General features: G+C 27.7%; 14 protein-coding genes and 1 other annotated feature. Of the genes, 13 read left to right on the top strand and 1 reads right to left on the bottom strand.

The features are described from left to right. Nucleotides 1-14 precede the first annotated feature (14 nt). Entirely contained in the window at nt 15-1091 is a 1077-nt protein-coding gene (locus KGF52_RS12090) for a M24 family metallopeptidase (protein ID WP_227432453.1), read from the bottom strand. Nucleotides 1092-1585: 494 nt separating this feature from the next. Here KGF52_RS12090 and KGF52_RS12085 point away from each other — a divergent pair, with 494 nt between their 5' ends. The 13 genes from KGF52_RS12085 (at nt 1586) to cplR (ending at nt 16666) form a co-directional block, all read left to right on the top strand. Beyond that, nucleotides 1586-2989, top strand: a complete 1404-nt coding sequence (locus KGF52_RS12085) for an amino acid permease (RefSeq protein ID WP_227828094.1) — start codon at nt 1586-1588, stop codon at nt 2987-2989. A 93-nt stretch (nt 2990-3082) separates the two neighbouring features. Continuing rightward, nucleotides 3083-3323, top strand: a binding site (T-box leader). A gap of 42 nt (nt 3324-3365) precedes the next feature. Further along, nucleotides 3366-4064, top strand: coding sequence for a 5'-methylthioadenosine/adenosylhomocysteine nucleosidase (locus tag KGF52_RS12080; protein ID WP_227828095.1), 699 nt, complete (start codon nt 3366-3368; stop codon nt 4062-4064). Nucleotides 4065-4087: 23 nt separating this feature from the next. After that, complete coding sequence (trpS, locus tag KGF52_RS12075) at nt 4088-5089, top strand: tryptophan--tRNA ligase (protein WP_227828096.1); 1002 nt, start codon at nt 4088-4090, stop codon at nt 5087-5089. Between the two features lie 529 nt (nt 5090-5618). Then, complete coding sequence (locus tag KGF52_RS12070; protein WP_227840354.1) at nt 5619-6821, top strand: LytS/YhcK type 5TM receptor domain-containing protein; 1203 nt, start codon at nt 5619-5621, stop codon at nt 6819-6821. Between the two features lie 4 nt (nt 6822-6825). Continuing rightward, entirely contained in the window at nt 6826-7596 is a 771-nt protein-coding gene (locus tag KGF52_RS12065) for a LytR/AlgR family response regulator transcription factor (protein WP_227840353.1), read from the top strand. Nucleotides 7597-7741: 145 nt separating this feature from the next. After that, complete coding sequence (locus KGF52_RS12060) at nt 7742-9163, top strand: carbon starvation protein A (protein ID WP_227828099.1); 1422 nt, start codon at nt 7742-7744, stop codon at nt 9161-9163. A gap of 184 nt (nt 9164-9347) precedes the next feature. Further along, nucleotides 9348-9830 carry a TraR/DksA C4-type zinc finger protein gene (locus KGF52_RS12055; RefSeq protein WP_227840352.1) on the top strand — a complete coding sequence of 161 codons (483 nt, stop codon included), beginning with the start codon at nt 9348-9350 and terminating at the stop codon, nt 9828-9830. A 50-nt stretch (nt 9831-9880) separates the two neighbouring features. After that, nucleotides 9881-10660, top strand: a complete 780-nt coding sequence (locus KGF52_RS12050) for a polysaccharide deacetylase family protein (protein ID WP_227840351.1) — start codon at nt 9881-9883, stop codon at nt 10658-10660. Between the two features lie 302 nt (nt 10661-10962). Beyond that, nucleotides 10963-11409: a signal peptidase II gene (lspA, locus tag KGF52_RS12045; RefSeq protein ID WP_227828102.1), complete on the top strand. Its 447-nt coding sequence runs from the start codon at nt 10963-10965 to the stop codon at nt 11407-11409. Then, complete coding sequence (locus KGF52_RS12040; RefSeq protein WP_413927394.1) at nt 11378-12325, top strand: RluA family pseudouridine synthase; 948 nt, start codon at nt 11378-11380, stop codon at nt 12323-12325. Before lspA ends, KGF52_RS12040 begins: the two co-directional genes overlap by 32 nt. Nucleotides 12326-12687: 362 nt before the next feature. Next, nucleotides 12688-13221, top strand: a complete 534-nt coding sequence (gene pyrR, locus KGF52_RS12035) for a bifunctional pyr operon transcriptional regulator/uracil phosphoribosyltransferase PyrR (protein WP_227828104.1) — start codon at nt 12688-12690, stop codon at nt 13219-13221. A gap of 285 nt (nt 13222-13506) precedes the next feature. Continuing rightward, nucleotides 13507-14715: a uracil-xanthine permease family protein gene (locus tag KGF52_RS12030; protein WP_227828105.1), complete on the top strand. Its 1209-nt coding sequence runs from the start codon at nt 13507-13509 to the stop codon at nt 14713-14715. Nucleotides 14716-15007: 292 nt separating this feature from the next. Continuing rightward, nucleotides 15008-16666 (top strand): ABC-F type ribosomal protection protein CplR, encoded by a 1659-nt coding sequence (gene cplR, locus KGF52_RS12025; protein ID WP_227840349.1) that lies wholly within the window; start codon nt 15008-15010, stop codon nt 16664-16666. The last annotated feature ends 57 nt before the right edge of the window (nt 16667-16723 follow it).

The raw sequence follows: 16723 nt of genomic DNA, 5'->3' as shown, positions 1-16723 counted from the left end.
AGTTAATCTTATAATTAACCAACTACACATATTTCTTTGTCATATTTGTTTAGTATTTCGCAACCATCTTCAGTAACTAGTACTAAATCTTCTATTCTAACTCCAAACTCTCCTGGTAAATATATACCTGGTTCTATAGAGAATATCATTCCTGGTTGTACAGTATCTGTATTTATAGAAGATACATCTCCCTTATCATGAACTTCAAGTCCTATAGAGTGACCTGTTCTATGAGTGAAGTATTGTCCATATCCTTTTTCAGTTATGTAATCACGAGCAGCTGCATCTATATCACAGAATCTAACTCCTGGTTTTACAATAGCTTCAGCTCTCTTATTGGCTTCAAGAACTATTTCAAATATTTCTCTACCTTTTTCAGGTATTTCTTTATAGAATACAGTTCTTGTCATATCAGCACAATAGTTATCTTTTATGCAACCTATATCTAATATTATTGCATCACCTGGTTTTACAAGAGCATTTCCTGGTTCTCCATGTGGATTAGCTCCATTAGGACCAAATCCTATGATAGGGTCAAATGAAAATCCATCAGCACCTAAGTCTTCATATATTTTAGATAATTTACCAACAAGTTGTTTTTCTGTAAGTTCACCAGAAACAGTAGCTTTAAGTTGTTCCATACCTTTGTCATTTAATCTTGAAGCTATTCTCATTAATTCTTTTTCTTCTTCATCTTTACACATTCTTAAAGTATCTATTATATAAGATGAGTTTACAAATTTGCTTCCTCCACCTGATTCTATTAAGCTTAATAAGAATCTAGCTGGCCAGTTTTTGTCAACACCCATAGTAGCATTTTTGTCTACATGTTCAGTTACTATTTCTATTGGATTTTGAGTATCATTAAACCAAACCATTTCAACACCTAAATCTTCTGCAACTGGGAATAATTCATTTATAAATAATTTATTATTACCATTTAAATTTAGGTATAAAGCTAGTAGTCTTTCACCTGGGTGGATTAGTAATCCTGTTAAATAAAATATTGAAGTAGGATCACTTACCAACATTTGAGAAATATCATCTTTTTTCATTTGTTCAAGTACAGCATTTAATCTTTGAGTCTTCATAATAATTTCCTCCTAATCAAAATTCGATACAAATCAATTTTAGCACTATTAAACAAAAATTAGTATACTTTTCTTCTAGAAATATAAAAAAATTTTAACATATATCTTTTATATTAAATTTAATTCCTCATTTTACATTAAAAGAAAAGTAAAATAAGTTTATATTATGAAAATTTTATAAAAATAATAACTTGAACAAGTAAAAATATATATTTGAGATGGTTATATAATTATGAAAATTAATAAAAAAATTTTTATATTAAAATAATATTGAAACAATTTTAAAAATTTAGTATCATTAAAGAGAAAGTGATGGAACTTTCAAAATTTATCACTTTTAGTAAATTTTGATTTCAAAATATCTAAATTTGAAGTATAAATATTTCTATTTAAAGTATTTTATAGGTTAAATTGAAGTATTTTATAGGCTGAACTTATTTTAACAGTTATGAAATCAATTTTTAATTAATAAAGAGAGGGGAAATTATAATAGGATGGAAAAGAAAAAAATAGGCCTATGGAGTTTGGTATTTATGAATGTATCAGCTTTATATGGTATAAGATGGATAGCTAAGTCGACAGCGTCAAGCTTCGGTTTAGGATTAGGTGCAATACCTATGTGGTTATTATTCTCATTTATATATTTCGTACCAGGAGCTTTAATTTGTGCTGAATTAGCTTCTACATACCAAAAAGGTGATGGAGGTTTATATGATTGGGTTAAGGAAGCCTTTGGAGAAAAATATGGATTTTTAGTTTCTTGGTTAAACTGGACAGCTAAAATATTTTGGTATTCTTCATTCCTAACTTTTTTAGCAGTAAATGTTTCTTATACAATAGGAAATCCAGCACTTGCAGATAATAAGATATTTGTACTTATATTATCTTTAGTAATATTCTGGGTATTATCTATTATAGCAACTAAAGGAATTAGTTTTACAAAAATATTCACTAATACAGGCGCATTAGGTTCAACAATACCAAGTGCTATACTTATAATATTTTCATTTTTAGCAGTATTAGTATTGAAAAAACATGATATAGCTTCAACATATACAATAGCTTCAATGACTCCAAAACTTAATATGGATGCATTTGTTGCTATATCAGCTATAATGTTTGGTTTAGCAGGAGCAGAAACTGCAGCTAACTTTATAACAGAAATAGATAAGCCTGAAAAGAACTTCCCTAAAGCTATATTAATATCAGCTGGAATAGTTGCTTCATTATATGTATTAGGTTCTATTGCAATAACAATGATAATACCACCAGACCAAATTACTGCTTCTAAAGGTGTGTTAGATGCACTTGCAGCTGTTTGTGAATCTTTAGGAATAGGTTCTTGGTTAGTTCAATTGATAGCTTTTGGTATAGCTTTTTCAATATTAGGAGCAATAGTTCTTTATATAGCATCACCAATAAAAATGTTATTTGGTAGTGTTAAAAAAGGAGTATTTCCAGATAGTTTGGTAGAAGTAAATAAACATAAGATACCTTCTAAAGCAGTTATACTCCAAGCAATAATAGTTACTATAATATTATTGGTTACTACATTAATGCCTTCTGTTGATGCTATATACAATGTTCTTGTAACTATGACAGCATTAACTGCATTATTCCCATATGTGTTGTTATATGCTTCTTATATTAAACTAAGAAAAGAGAGACCAGATGAAATTAGACCATATACTATGGCAAAATCAACAAGTACTTGTATAGGTTTAGCTAAAATGGTTTTAACTGTAACTGTAGTTGGTATATTGTTATCAGCAGCACCAGTTATGCCTACATTTGCTGAAAATATCATATATGAAATAGAAATGATTGGTGGAGGTCTTCTAGTTATTTTATCTGGTCTATGGTTATGGAATAGATATGAAAAGAGATCAGCTAAATAAAAATGTATTTTAAATATATATTTTGGATATTATTATATATATAGTTGACAATTTATATCATAAGGAATATTATAAAATAAAGAAATTAATAAATTAAATCCTGAGATAAGAAAGAGTAAATAAATAGACTTTTACACAGAGAATTAAGGGTGCTGAGAGCTTAATAAAAAGTGTTTATTGAATGGGTCTTTGAGGAGTAAGGTGAAATGCAGTTTAAGACTGTAGATTATCTGATATCGTGTGTGCACGTTATAGCATATATTAAGATATATATATTCAGCTTTGAGTATATATAAATTTAGGTGGTACCACGGAAAATATATCCGTCCTATTGATTTAGGACGGATTTTTTAATATAGAAAATTTAGGAGGCAAAATGAACGTAATAGGAATTATAGGTGCAATGGATGAAGAGGTAAGTATCTTAGTAAATTTAATGGATATTAAAGAAATTGTAAAAAAAGCTAGCTTAGAATTTCATAAAGGAACTCTAGAAGGAAAAAATGTTGTATTAGTAAAATGTGGTATAGGAAAAGTTAACTCTGCTCTTTGTGCACAAATATTAATAAGTGAATTTAAAGTTGATGCTATTGTCAATACAGGTGTTGCAGGGGCTTTAAATGAAAATCTTGATGTCAATGATATAGTAATTTCAACTGATGCGATACAATACGATATAGATACTACTGCATTTGGAGACCCTAAAGGTGTTATACCAAGAATGGAAACATCTGTATTTAAAGCAGATGAAAGACTTGTAGAAGCTGCTTATAAATCTTCTGTAGAAGAAACAAAAACTCATAAAGTATTAAAAGGAAGAGTAGTAACAGGAGATATATTTATAAACTCTAAAGAATTAAAAGAAGAATTAGTAAATGATTTTGGCGGGTATTGTGGAGAGATGGAAGGTGGAGCTATAGCTCATGTATGTTACTTAAATAATGTTCCATTTGTCATAATAAGAGCGATGTCTGATAAAGCAGATGGAAGTGCTGGTGTTGCATATGAAGTATTTGTACATGAGGCAGCCAACAATTCTAAAGATATCGTATTAAGCATGTTAAAATCAATATAAATATATAAGGAGGTACAAATCATATGAGTGAAAAAAAGGTTATATTTAGTGGTGCACAACCATCAGGTAAGATGACTCTAGGAAACTATTTAGGAGCTATAAAAAACTGGACTGAACTTCAAGAAAATTATAATTGTTATTATAGTATTGTTGATTTACATGCAATAACAGTACCTCAAGACCCTAAAGTTTTGAGAGCTAATACTATAGAATTACTTGCTCAATATCTAGCTTGTGGATTAGACCCAGAAAAAAATACTATATTTATACAATCACATGTTAAAGAACATGTTGAACTTATGTGGATATTAAATACAATGACTTATATGGGTGAATTAAGTAGAATGACTCAATTTAAAGATAAATCACAAAAGAGTGAAGCAAATCTAAATGCAGGATTATTTACGTATCCAGTTCTTATGGCTGCTGATATACTATTATATCAAGCTGATTTGGTTCCAGTTGGAGATGACCAAAAACAGCATTTAGAATTATCTCGTGATTTAGCAAATAGATTTAACAATAGATTTTCACCTACATTTGTAGTTCCAGAAGGATACTATCCAAAAGGTGGAGCAAGAGTAATGAGTTTGCAGGAGCCAACTAAGAAAATGAGTAAGTCTGATTCAAATGAAAATGCATTTATATTATTAGCAGATGATTCAGATACTATAAAGAGAAAGATTAAGAGAAGTGTTACTGATTCTTTAGGTGTTGTAAAGTACACTGACGAACAACCTGGTATTAAAAACTTACTTGATATATATTCTAATTTAAGCAAAAAAAGTGTAGAAGAAATTGTAAATATGTATGAAGGTAAAGGTTATGGAGTATTTAAAGAAGATGTAGCTGAAGTAGTATCAGAAGCTTTAAGACCGATAAGAGAAAAATACGTTGACCTTCTTAATAATAAAGATTATTTAGAAAAAATATATACTATGGGAGCTGAAAAGGCTGAAAAACAAGCTAGAAAAACTCTTAGAAAAGTTTATAAAAAAGTTGGATTTATAGAGAGAAGATATTAATTATATTATATATATTCTTTAGTAAACAAATTTTAAAGTTATTAAAAAAGTATATTATAGGAAATAGAGAGGATATTATTAAGATAATATCCTCTTTAGTTTTGTAATAAAAAAAGATGAGCTTTTGCTCATCTCAAAGGGGTTAGATTATTCTTACTTTGGGGAAAGTAGAATAAAGGTAAAAGTTAACTGACGTTAACTTTGTTCTTTTTTGCATATCACTACTGAGCATAAAAAAATCAGAAAACCAGAGCCTTCTGAACTAACCTTGAACATACATCCATTATACTTTATACTCAATATGTAATTTATGAATTAATTTTAACTCTTATAAAGAAAATTGTCAATAATATATCAAAAAAACGTTTTAAAAAATTTATATATATAATTAAATGAGTTTGATTTTATGTTTAACTGATATGATACAATAATTAAGGCAATTATTTTTTATGTATTTAATAAACCATAAAAATAATACCAATAACATATGTAAAAATTATTTTTAACAGGGAAAATAAGAGGGAAAAACATGAAAACATCAATTTTAATAGCATTAGTAGAGAAAACAAGCCTTATTGTAGTATTATTTCTTCTAATAACAAAGCTAAAAACATTTAAACAAATATTTCAAAAAGAAGAATATAGCTTGAATGATTTGATTTGTATATCTTTAGTTTTTACTTTTCTAGCTATATTTGGTACTTACAATGGTATAAATTATATGGGGTCAATAGTAAATACTCGAATAATATCTATAGTATCAGGAGGCGTTTTATTTGGACCAATTGTAGGTATTACAGCAGGGTTGCTGTCAGGTATACATAGGTATTTTGTGGATATTGGAGGTATAACATCCATGCCCTGCCTTTTATCAAGCATACTAGCAGGTGTGTTATCAGGGTTTTTATATAAGAAGATACCAAAAAAGCATCGAGTGATATATGGAATACTAGTAGGTATGATTTCTGAAAGTTTTACTATATTACTTATATATTTAATATCACAGCCTCATTCTCTGGCAATTAAAATAATTAATGTGATATATTTACCTTTAATTGTCGGACAAATTGGTATAGGGTTTGTTATATCTATAGTTGAGGGAATTGAAAAAGATAAAAAGGATATAGAAGCAAGAAATAAAGCAGAAATAAAAGCACTTCAAAGGCAAATTAATCCACATTTTTTATTTAATTCTTTAAATACGATAGCATCCTTTATACGATTTAATCCAGATAAAGCTAGAGAACTCATAATAAATTTATCAACTTACTTGAGATATAATCTTGAATATAGTGATAACTTGATAGACATAAATAAAGAGATTGAGCAAGTTAAATCTTTTGTAGAAATAGAAAAGGCTAGATTTGGAGATTTATTGACTATAATTTATGATATAGATGATGTAAATATAAAAATTCCAAGCTTAATTATACAGCCAATAGTAGAGAATGCAATAATACATGGGATTTTGGAAAGTGGAAGAGCTGGTGTAGTAAAAATATCTATAAAAAAGTTACAACATTCATTAGAAAATACTGTGAGAATATCGATTGAGGATAATGGTATAGGTATAAGTGAAGAAGTCATAAATAATGTATATCAAGATAATATGCCAGAAAATAAGATTGGCCTTTATAATGTTCATTTAAGACTTAAGCTAATGTATGGAAGTGGTCTTAATATGAGAAGAACTGATAAAGGAACTTTAATTATGTTTTATGTAAAGGAGTAGGAAGATGAAAGCGATAATAGTTGAGGATGAGTTTCCAGCAAGAAAGGAATTAAGATATTTTATTGAAAATAAAAGCAAGATTGAGGTAGTAAGTGAATTTACTAATGGTATAGAGGTACTAGATTTTATTCAAGAAAATAAAATAGATGTAATTTTTTTGGACATAAATATACCTCATCTTGATGGAATGTTACTTGCAAAAACATTAAACCAATTTAAATCAAGACCCAAAATAGTTTTTATAACGGCATATGAAAATTATGCAGTAGATGCTTTTTCATTAGGTGTATTTGACTATGTACTTAAGCCTTATTCTGAGGATAGAATTACATCAATGTTGGATAAGTTAGAGAAAAGTGAAACAAATAGTAGTGAAATATCTAGTGATAATAATTATGTATCTAGTGATAAAAAAGGTACAATAAATCAAAATATAGAGGAAATAACACATAAAATTAGCCTTTGGAAAGGTGATAAATTGGTTGTAATAGATATTGATGATATATATTACTGTGAGGCTAATGAAAGACAGACATTTATATATACTGAAAAGGAAACTTTTATACTGAAAGAGGGCATATCAGAAGTAGAAAATATAATAAATGATAAAACTTTTTTTAGAACACATAGGTCTTACATAGTAAATTTAACTAAAGTAAAAGAAATTATCCCATGGTTTAATAATACATACATATTGAAGTTAAAAGATAGTGATTATGAAGTAACTGTAAGTAGAAGTAAAATAAAAGAATTCAGGCTATTAATGCATATATAAAGTCATTTCATGTACTTAAATATGCACTTAATGTGATTAACATTTATATTAGTACAAAAAAGTATTACTATTTGAACTGGAAATAGTTTTCTTAAACTTATAAAAATTTATAAAGCAATTATAAAAAAACTAAGGGGATGAATTTATGGTAAGTTTTTTAGGTTCAATAGTGGTACTTATAGTAGGTTATTTTATTTATGGCACCTTTGTAGAAAAGGTTTTTGGAATTAATGATAAAAATCAAACGCCAGCTATAGCTTGTAGAGATGGTGTAGATTATGTTCCAATGAAATGGAAACGAATTTTCTTAATTCAATTCTTAAATATCGCAGGTTTAGGTCCTATATTTGGTGCTATACAAGGTGCATTATTTGGGCCATCAGCATTTTTATGGATAGTATTTGGGACAATTTTTGCAGGTGGTGTACATGACTTTGCTTCTGGATATTTATCAATGAAGAATAAAGGTACATCTGCGTCAGAATTAGTAGGTCTTTACTTAGGTAATAGTGCAAAAATAGCAATGAGAATATTTAGTGTTATTCTTTTGGTATTGGTTGGAGTTGTTTTTGTAACAGGTCCAGCAGGATTACTAAAAACATTAACAGGAGTAAATACACAAATATGGGTTGGAGTAATAATTCTTTATTATATAATGGCTACTGTTTTACCAATAGATAAGTTAATTGGAAAAATATATCCTTTATTTGGAGCTGCTTTATTAATTATGGCAGTAGGTGTAGCAGGAGGATTAATAATAAAGGGATATAACATACCAAATATAAATTTACAAAATATGAATCCAAATGGAACACCTCTATTCCCATATTTATTTATAACAATAGCATGCGGGGCAATATCAGGTTTTCATGCAACACAATCACCACTTATGGCAAGATGTGTTGAAAGAGAGAGTGAAGCAAGACCAGTATTTTATGGTTCAATGGTTGCAGAAGGAATAATAGCTTTAGTTTGGGCAGCAGCAGCTATGTCATACTTCCATGGTATACCTCAACTTAATGTAATATTTAATGATGGTGGAGCAGCTACTGTTGTAAATACAGTGTCTGTTGGATTAATGGGACCTATTGGAGGAGCTTTGGCTATACTTGGTGTTGTAGCATGTCCTATAACTTCAGGTGATACAGCATTTAGGAGTGCCAGATTAACAATAGCTGATGCAATGAACTACAATCAAGATGCAGTTAAAAATAGATTTTTAATAGCTTTACCATTGTTTGCAGTAGGTGTTGCTCTTACGTTTATAGATTTTAATATAATCTGGAGATACTTCTCTTGGGCAAATCAAACACTTGCTATGATAATGTTGTGGACTGGTTCTGCATATTTGGTTAAAGCAAATAAAAATCACTACATAACTACATTGCCAGCACTTTTTATGACTGTAGTGACATTTAGTTATATAATGCAAGCAAAAGAAGGTTTTAGACTACCAGTAAATATATCTAATGGAATAGGTATTGCTGTTGCAATAATTCTTGGTATTTTATTCTTTAAAAAAGCTAAAGATATAAAAGAACAAAATACTCATAAATTAGCAAGTTAATACAATTATTACAAAAAATAAAAAATATAACATTTAAATTATGTTTTAAAAATTTGTAGGTGAATTTAAAATTTGCCTACAAATTTTTTTTGAAAAAATCAAATCTTACTTTTTATTGTATTTTTAATTTAGTTTTCCACATACTATTTTTACAATATAAATATTAAAATTAGAGGTGTTGAAAATGGATACTAACAAATACAAAGATAAATTATTGAAAGAAAGAGAAAATTTGACTAATTTAGTGGGAGATATGAAAGACAATACTTTATTTGGAGATACAACTAAACATACCAGTGAAAAGTATTCATCAGGAGAGTTATCTAGTTATGATAATCATATAGGAGATATGGGAACAGATTTATATATGCAAAATATGCAAAATAGTTTAATAAATCATGAAGAAGGCAGATTATATCAAATAGATTTGGCATTATCTAAAATAGAAAATGGAACATATGGACTTTGTGATTTATGTCATAATCAAATAGATTTAGAAAGATTGGATATACTACCTGATACAAATTTATGTAATGAGTGTGCAAAAAAAGAAGAGGATTTATTAGGACATGCAAGTGAAACTCCTGATGTGGAGGATTCTAATTTTTATTCAACAGATTTAACAAATTTAACTGATTTAAACAAAAATGGAACATTAAGAGATTAAAAAATTGACATAATATATTGTTAGAATGAATTAAGAAAAGAGGTAATGACATGAAAAAAGCAATGTGGGGTATATGTATATTCGCATTATCAATAGTAGGTGTATATACATATAATCAAAATACACATAATCAAAATATCTCAAAAGAAGCCTATAGTTTAAATGACAATATAAAGGACGATTATGAAGATGTAATAATCAAGAAAGGAAATGATGACGAAAAAATTCTAGCATTAACTTTTGATGATGGACCAGATGAGGACTTTACACCACAAGTACTTGATATATTAAAGAAAAATGATGTAAAGGCAACTTTTTTTGTAGTTGGAGAAAAAGTTGAATATAACAAAGAATTGCTAAAAAGACAGTATGAAGAAGGTCATGAGATAGGAAATCATACATTTACACATATAAATGTTGAAAAAAATAGTTATAATAAAGTAGAAAAAGAAATAACAGATACACAAAATGCTGTAAAGAGTGTAATTGGAGTAGAGCCAAAAATATTTAGACCTCCATATAGAGCCATGAGCAAAAGTGTTTGTGATATTATAGTTTCTAAAGGTATGAATATAATTCTTTGGTCAAACTTGGACCCTAGAGACTGGTCAAATCCTGGCGTTGATAGTATTATTAATACTATTCTTACAAAAGTACAAAACGGAAATATAATACTTTTACATGATTACAATAATAAGAGAAACAATAAATCTCAGACTATACAGGCTTTGGAAGTAGTAATTCCCAAGTTAAAAGAAAAAGGGTATAAATTTGTAACAGTATCTGAACTTATACAACATTTAGATAAAAATAAACAAGTGCAAAAATAAAGGATATTTGTTTAAAGATTAATGATGCTTGTAAATTTGAAATACAAGCATCATTAATCTTTAAGCTATAAAATACACAAAAAGTATTGAATAATAGAGTACTTTTAAATCTTTTATATATAATAATACAATTTTAAATGTGTAACGGTTTATAATACAGAAAGGTTAATATTATTTTTGATTAGTTTCACTAAAAAATTCAATTTTAACAGAGTTGCTCTTTATAGTATTTTTTTTGTATAATGGTAATAGTGAATTTAAATCAAAATTGATTTTTAAATAATTTATAGGGGGAAAAATCATTGTTATATGTGTTAATAATAATTCTGCTTATAGGATTAGACCAATTGTCTAAACTATGGGTGTTAAATAATTTGGTTAATGTATCTACAATACCAATAATAAAGAATGTATTTCATCTAACTTACGTTGAAAATAGAGGTGCAGCATTTGGACTATTACAAAATAATCAATGGATATTTATAATAGTTGCATTACTTGCAACAGTGTTTGGGTTATACTATCTCAATACAAGAAAAGTACATACATCTGGAAAGTTGGGAATCATATTAATAATATCTGGTGCATTAGGAAATCTGATTGATAGAGTTAGATTAGGGTTTGTAGTAGATTATTTTGACTTTAGGATTATATGGGAGTATGTATTTAATGTAGCAGATGTATTTGTAGTTGTAGGAACTGTATTTTTATGTATATATGTTTTATTTTTTGAAAGTAAAAGTAGGTGATTTGATGGAGAATGTAAGAGAGTTTTTAGTGCTTGAAGAGGAAGAAGAGGTTAGACTTGATGTTTATCTAGCAGAACAATTAGGAGATATGTCAAGAAGCTACATACAAAAAATTATAAAAGATGGTAAAATAAAAGTTAATAATAAAGTAGAAAAAGCAAAATATTTAGTTAAAGAAGAAGATAAGATTATTATAGAAATACCAGAACCTAAAGTTTTAGAGGTTGTAGCTCAAGATATACCAATAAATATTGTATATGAAGATGATGATATTTTAATAATTAATAAATCTCAGGATATGGTTGTTCACCCTGCTCCTGGAAATTATGAAAATACATTGGTAAATGGAATTTTGTATCATTGTAAAGACAAGTTATCATCAATAAATGGTGTTATTAGACCTGGCATAGTTCATAGAATAGACAAAGATACTTCTGGTCTTCTTATGGTAGCTAAAAATAATTATGCACATAATTTTTTAGCAGAACAATTAAAAGAGCATTCTATAACTAGGGAGTATGAATTTATATGTTATGGTGTAGTTAAAGAAGATAAAATAACTGTAGACAAACCTATAGGAAGAAATCCTAAGGATAGATTAAAAATGGCTGTAGTAAAAGATGGAAGAAATGCAGTAACTCATTTTGAAGTGGTAGAAAGATTTGATAAATTTACTCATATGAGAGCTAGACTTGAAACTGGTAGAACTCATCAAATAAGAGTGCATGCTTTATCTATAAATCATCCACTTTTAGGTGATAGTGTATATGGACCTAAAGAAAATAAATTTAAACTAAAGGGACAAACTTTACATGCTAAGAAATTGGGATTTATACATCCTACCACTAAGGAATATATTGAATTTGACTCAGAATTACCAGAATACTTTAAGGAAGTTCTTAGAAAAATTAAATAAAAATTTGTATGATATTATAAATCATCTAATTAGATTTATACAAGTGATAAAATTAGTGAAGTTTAGCTAAAATATTTTATATTAAAGTATTTTGATTAAAAAAGCTTGAAAAATTTGAAATATAAATATATAATTTGAATTAATCGAGTATAAAAATTATCTTTAAACGATACAGAGATATCGTAAGACAATTGCTGAATTAGACTATATATTTTTTTATATAAAAGCTTCTTGTCTTGTGATGAGAAGTTTTTTGTTGTTTAAATTGAAAATTTTAATAAAGTGGTGTTGTAAAAATTTAAGAGAGAGGAGTAGATTTGTCAAAATAAAAGAGAGTATATTTTTTTGACAATAGTTATGATATGGTAGAAAAAGCTCAATTAATGGATGAAAAGGCTATAGCAAGAGCAATTACTAGGATAAGTCATGAAATAATTGAAAGAAATAAAGGTGTAGAAAACCTAGTATTAGTTGGAATAAAAACTAGAGGTGTACCAATTGCAAATAGAATCTCTAAAAGAATAGAACAAATAGAAGGAACAAAAGTAGACACTGGAGATATTGATATAACACTTTATAGAGATGACTTAGAAAAAGTTAATGTTGAACCAGTAGTCAAGGGAACATATCTAGACTTTAATGTAGATGATAAAACAGTAGTTTTAGTTGATGATGTGTTATATACAGGAAGAACTGTAAGAGCAGCACTTGATGCTATTATTGATATAGGAAGACCTAAATCAATACAATTAGCAGTATTAGTGGACAGAGGACATAGAGAGTTGCCTATAAGAGCAGATTATGTAGGAAAAAATGTCCCTACTTCGAGACATGAAATTATATCTGTTAGTTTATTAGAAATTGATGGAGAAGATTCAGTTACAATCAAAGAATAGTGATTTTTTAATATTATATAAAAGCTCAGCATTGTATAGTCATGGAGGAGGATAAAGCTTACATATATTGCACAAAATAAATAATACAAGTTTATTAATGTGTATACTAATGTAGTTTATATTCTCCTTTATTTGGGCTTTCAATGTCGTAAAATGTAAAAAAATGATGGTTTGTATAGTAAGTATATATAGATTAAAAAATAGAAGCTAGGGAATTTATAATTAATTAAAAGATATTAATTGAACAAAGGATTTATTCATATATAATAATTTTTGGAGGTTTTTATGAAAAAAACGATAATGTCTTTACAACATTTATTGGCCATGTTTGGAGCGACAGTATTAGTTCCCATTTTAACAGGCTTTAACCCATCAGTTGCAATTTTTTGTGCTGGTGTTGGTACATTGATATTTCATTTTTGCACAGAAGGAAAAGTACCTGCATTTTTAGGTTCAAGTTTTGCTTTTATCCCTGTTATACTAGCAGCTAAAGAAGCTTATGGAGGAGATTTAGCATATGCTCAGGGTGGTATAATAGTAGCAGGATTAATTTATATTATAATGTCAATTATAGTGAAAGTAGTTGGGGTGGATAAAATTAAGTTATATTTTCCAGCACAAGTTACAGGAGCTATGATAGCAGTTATAGGTTTAAACTTGTTGCCAACAGCTTTTAATATGGCTTCAGCTAATTTTATAATAGCATTCATGACCTTAGCAATAGCAATTTTGACTAATAAGTTTGGTAGAGGATTTATAAAACAATTAGGTATATTAATAGCCGTTTTTTCTGGATATATAATATGTTTGGTACTGGGATTAGTAGATATAACTACAATTACAGAAGCAAGTTTACTTGCGATACCTAACTTTACAATTCCTAAGTTTAGTTTAGGTGCAATTGTGATTATATCTCCAGTTGTTTTAGCTGTATTTATGGAGCATATAGGAGATATGACTACTAATGGTGCTGTTGTAGGAAAAAACTTTATAGAGAATCCAGGATTAAACAGAACGTTACTTGGTGATGGATTTGCAACTATAGTAGCAGGTTGCTTAGGTGGACCAGCTAACACAACTTATGGAGAAAATACAGCAGTACTTGCCATAACTAAAAACTATGACCCTTCAATACTTAGACGTACAGCAGTATTTGCTATATTGCTTGCATGTGTAGGGAAGTTTGGAGGATTTCTTCAAAGTATACCAGGTTCAGTTATGGGTGGAATCAGTATAATGTTATTTTCAATGATAACTTATGTTGGATTAAAAACTATAAGAGATAGCTCTTGTGTAGAAAGTAAAGTAAATATATTGATAATAGCAGTTATATTATTGATAGGTCTTGGAACAACTTACTTATCTAATAAAGGGATTTCTATAGGAATTCCTATAACAAGTACTGTAAAGATAACTGGTCTTAGTTTGGCTGCAATTGTCGGTATTGTACTAAATAGAATATTGAATAATCAAGATTTTAAAGTTGAAAAATAATAATTAATTAAGTATATATTATTTTAAATAATTAATTTTATATAGACATTAGTAACTAATGTTGATATAATGATTAAAAATAAATAAAAGAAAGGGTAAGGTAACTGGGAAGATGAGAATATAATCTATTTTTTATAATTTAAAGTATTGTAAATTTTGAAAAGCCTATATTGGTGGCTTTATTTATGATGCTTAAATTAAGGAGAGTAGATTATAGTCTATACGTTTAGTTATTGTGCCTATTTATGTAAATCTCTCCTTATATTTAAGTATACCAGGGAGGGATTTTTTTATGATGTTAGTAAAAGTAGAAAATTTAAAAAAATATTATGCTGATAAATTAATTTTGGATATAGATAAACTTGAAATATTAGAGAATGAGAGAATAGGTTTAGTTGGTTCAAATGGTCAAGGAAAAACAACTTTATTAAAAGCAATATTAGGTGAAATAGAAATTGATGAAGGTTGTGTCTATCTTACAGATAGCTATTCATATATAAGTCAGAGTGAAAATAATATTGAAAAATGTAATGATAGTAAAGAAAAGAGTCTATTAAATGCACCAGATAAATTTGAAGATTATTTATCTGGTGGAGAAAAAGTTAAGCTAAAGATAGCAGATGCACTGAATAATAAGAAAAATATAATAATAGCAGATGAACCAACTTCAAATTTAGATAAAAAGGGTATAGATATTTTGGAAAATATGTTTAAAAGACATAAAGGAGCATTATTATTAATATCTCATGACAGACGTTTTTTAGATGAATTATGTACAACTATATTGGAGCTGGAAAGTGGGAAATTAAAAGCTTATAAAGGTAATTACACTGATTATTTAGAACAAAAGGATGAAGAAATAAAAAGAGCTGACTTTGAATATCATGAATATATAAATGAGAAAAAAAGATTGGAGAAGGCTCTTTTAGGTAAAAAATCTTTAAGTGATGGTATAAGGAAGACTCCAAAACGAATGGGGAATTCAGAAGCTAGATTGCATAAAATGGGTAGTCAAAAAAATAAGAAAAAAGTAGACTCAAGTGTAAAAGCATTAGAAGGTAGAATTGAAAAATTGGAAGTGAAAGATAAACCTAAGGTCTCTGCAGATATGAATATTAAAATACAGGATGGTATGGAAATAATCAGCAAAAACTTAGTGGAATTAAAGGATTTAACTTTAAAGGTAGGAAATAAGCTTTTATTGGATAATATTTCTTTCAAGGTAAAAAGAGGGAAGAAAATAGCTTTATTAGGTGATAATGGATGTGGAAAAAGTACTCTGATAAGAGAAATACTTAGTAATAAAAACGATTGTATAAAGATAAATAACAAGGTAAAGATAGGTTATTTTGACCAAAACCAAGATTCATTAGATAAGGAAAAGAGTATTTTGTACAATATCAAATCAAATAGTTCATTTGATGAGTCTTTTATAAGAATAAACTTAAGTTTATTTGGATTTAAAGGTGATACTGTTTATAAAAAAGTTAAGGTTCTTAGTGGAGGAGAAACGGTAAAGATAGCTCTATGTAAAATAATACTAGAAGATAATAATTTTTTAGTTCTTGATGAGCCAACTAATTACTTGGATATAAAATCTATGGAAGCATTGGAAAAAGCATTGATAAATACTGATAAAACTGTGCTTATAGTGTCTCATGATAGAGTATTTATATCTCATATTTGTGACTATTTTTTAGAAATAAAAGATAGGCATATAAAGGAGTTTGATTGTAATTATAATGATTATATCATTAGTAGAAATAAAAAAACTCCTGGTAGAGAAAGTAAAGTTAAACAAGAAAAACTTTTAGTATTAGAAAACAGACTTACAAACATTATATCTATGCTGTCAATAGAAAAAGATAACTTAAAAAAAGAGTGTTATGAATTAGAATATAATGAGTTATTAAAACAAATTAGAAGTATAAAAAATAGTTCTCAAAATTAAACTAATTGTTGGATTTTTATAAAAACAGAAATTAATTGATTTAAATATATACATTAG

The organism is Clostridioides sp. ZZV15-6597 (assembly GCF_020657815.1).
In the GTDB taxonomy this organism is placed as follows: domain Bacteria; phylum Bacillota; class Clostridia; order Peptostreptococcales; family Peptostreptococcaceae; genus Clostridioides.
This window is presented reverse-complemented; position numbering and strand designations above follow the sequence as displayed.

Coding starts and splice junctions, on each gene's coding strand:
- KGF52_RS12090 (WP_227432453.1), bottom strand. CDS start 1,091: ATGAAGACTCAAAGATTAAATGCTGTACTTGAACAAATGAAAAAAGAT.
- KGF52_RS12085 (WP_227828094.1), top strand. CDS start 1,586: ATGGAAAAGAAAAAAATAGGCCTATGGAGTTTGGTATTTATGAATGTA.
- KGF52_RS12080 (WP_227828095.1), top strand. CDS start 3,366: ATGAACGTAATAGGAATTATAGGTGCAATGGATGAAGAGGTAAGTATC.
- trpS (WP_227828096.1), top strand. CDS start 4,088: ATGAGTGAAAAAAAGGTTATATTTAGTGGTGCACAACCATCAGGTAAG.
- KGF52_RS12070 (WP_227840354.1), top strand. CDS start 5,619: ATGAAAACATCAATTTTAATAGCATTAGTAGAGAAAACAAGCCTTATT.
- KGF52_RS12065 (WP_227840353.1), top strand. CDS start 6,826: ATGAAAGCGATAATAGTTGAGGATGAGTTTCCAGCAAGAAAGGAATTA.
- KGF52_RS12060 (WP_227828099.1), top strand. CDS start 7,742: ATGGTAAGTTTTTTAGGTTCAATAGTGGTACTTATAGTAGGTTATTTT.
- KGF52_RS12055 (WP_227840352.1), top strand. CDS start 9,348: ATGGATACTAACAAATACAAAGATAAATTATTGAAAGAAAGAGAAAAT.
- KGF52_RS12050 (WP_227840351.1), top strand. CDS start 9,881: ATGAAAAAAGCAATGTGGGGTATATGTATATTCGCATTATCAATAGTA.
- KGF52_RS12040 (WP_413927394.1), top strand. CDS start 11,378: ATGTTTTATTTTTTGAAAGTAAAAGTAGGTGATTTGATGGAGAATGTA.
- pyrR (WP_227828104.1), top strand. CDS start 12,688: ATGGTAGAAAAAGCTCAATTAATGGATGAAAAGGCTATAGCAAGAGCA.
- KGF52_RS12030 (WP_227828105.1), top strand. CDS start 13,507: ATGAAAAAAACGATAATGTCTTTACAACATTTATTGGCCATGTTTGGA.
- cplR (WP_227840349.1), top strand. CDS start 15,008: ATGATGTTAGTAAAAGTAGAAAATTTAAAAAAATATTATGCTGATAAA.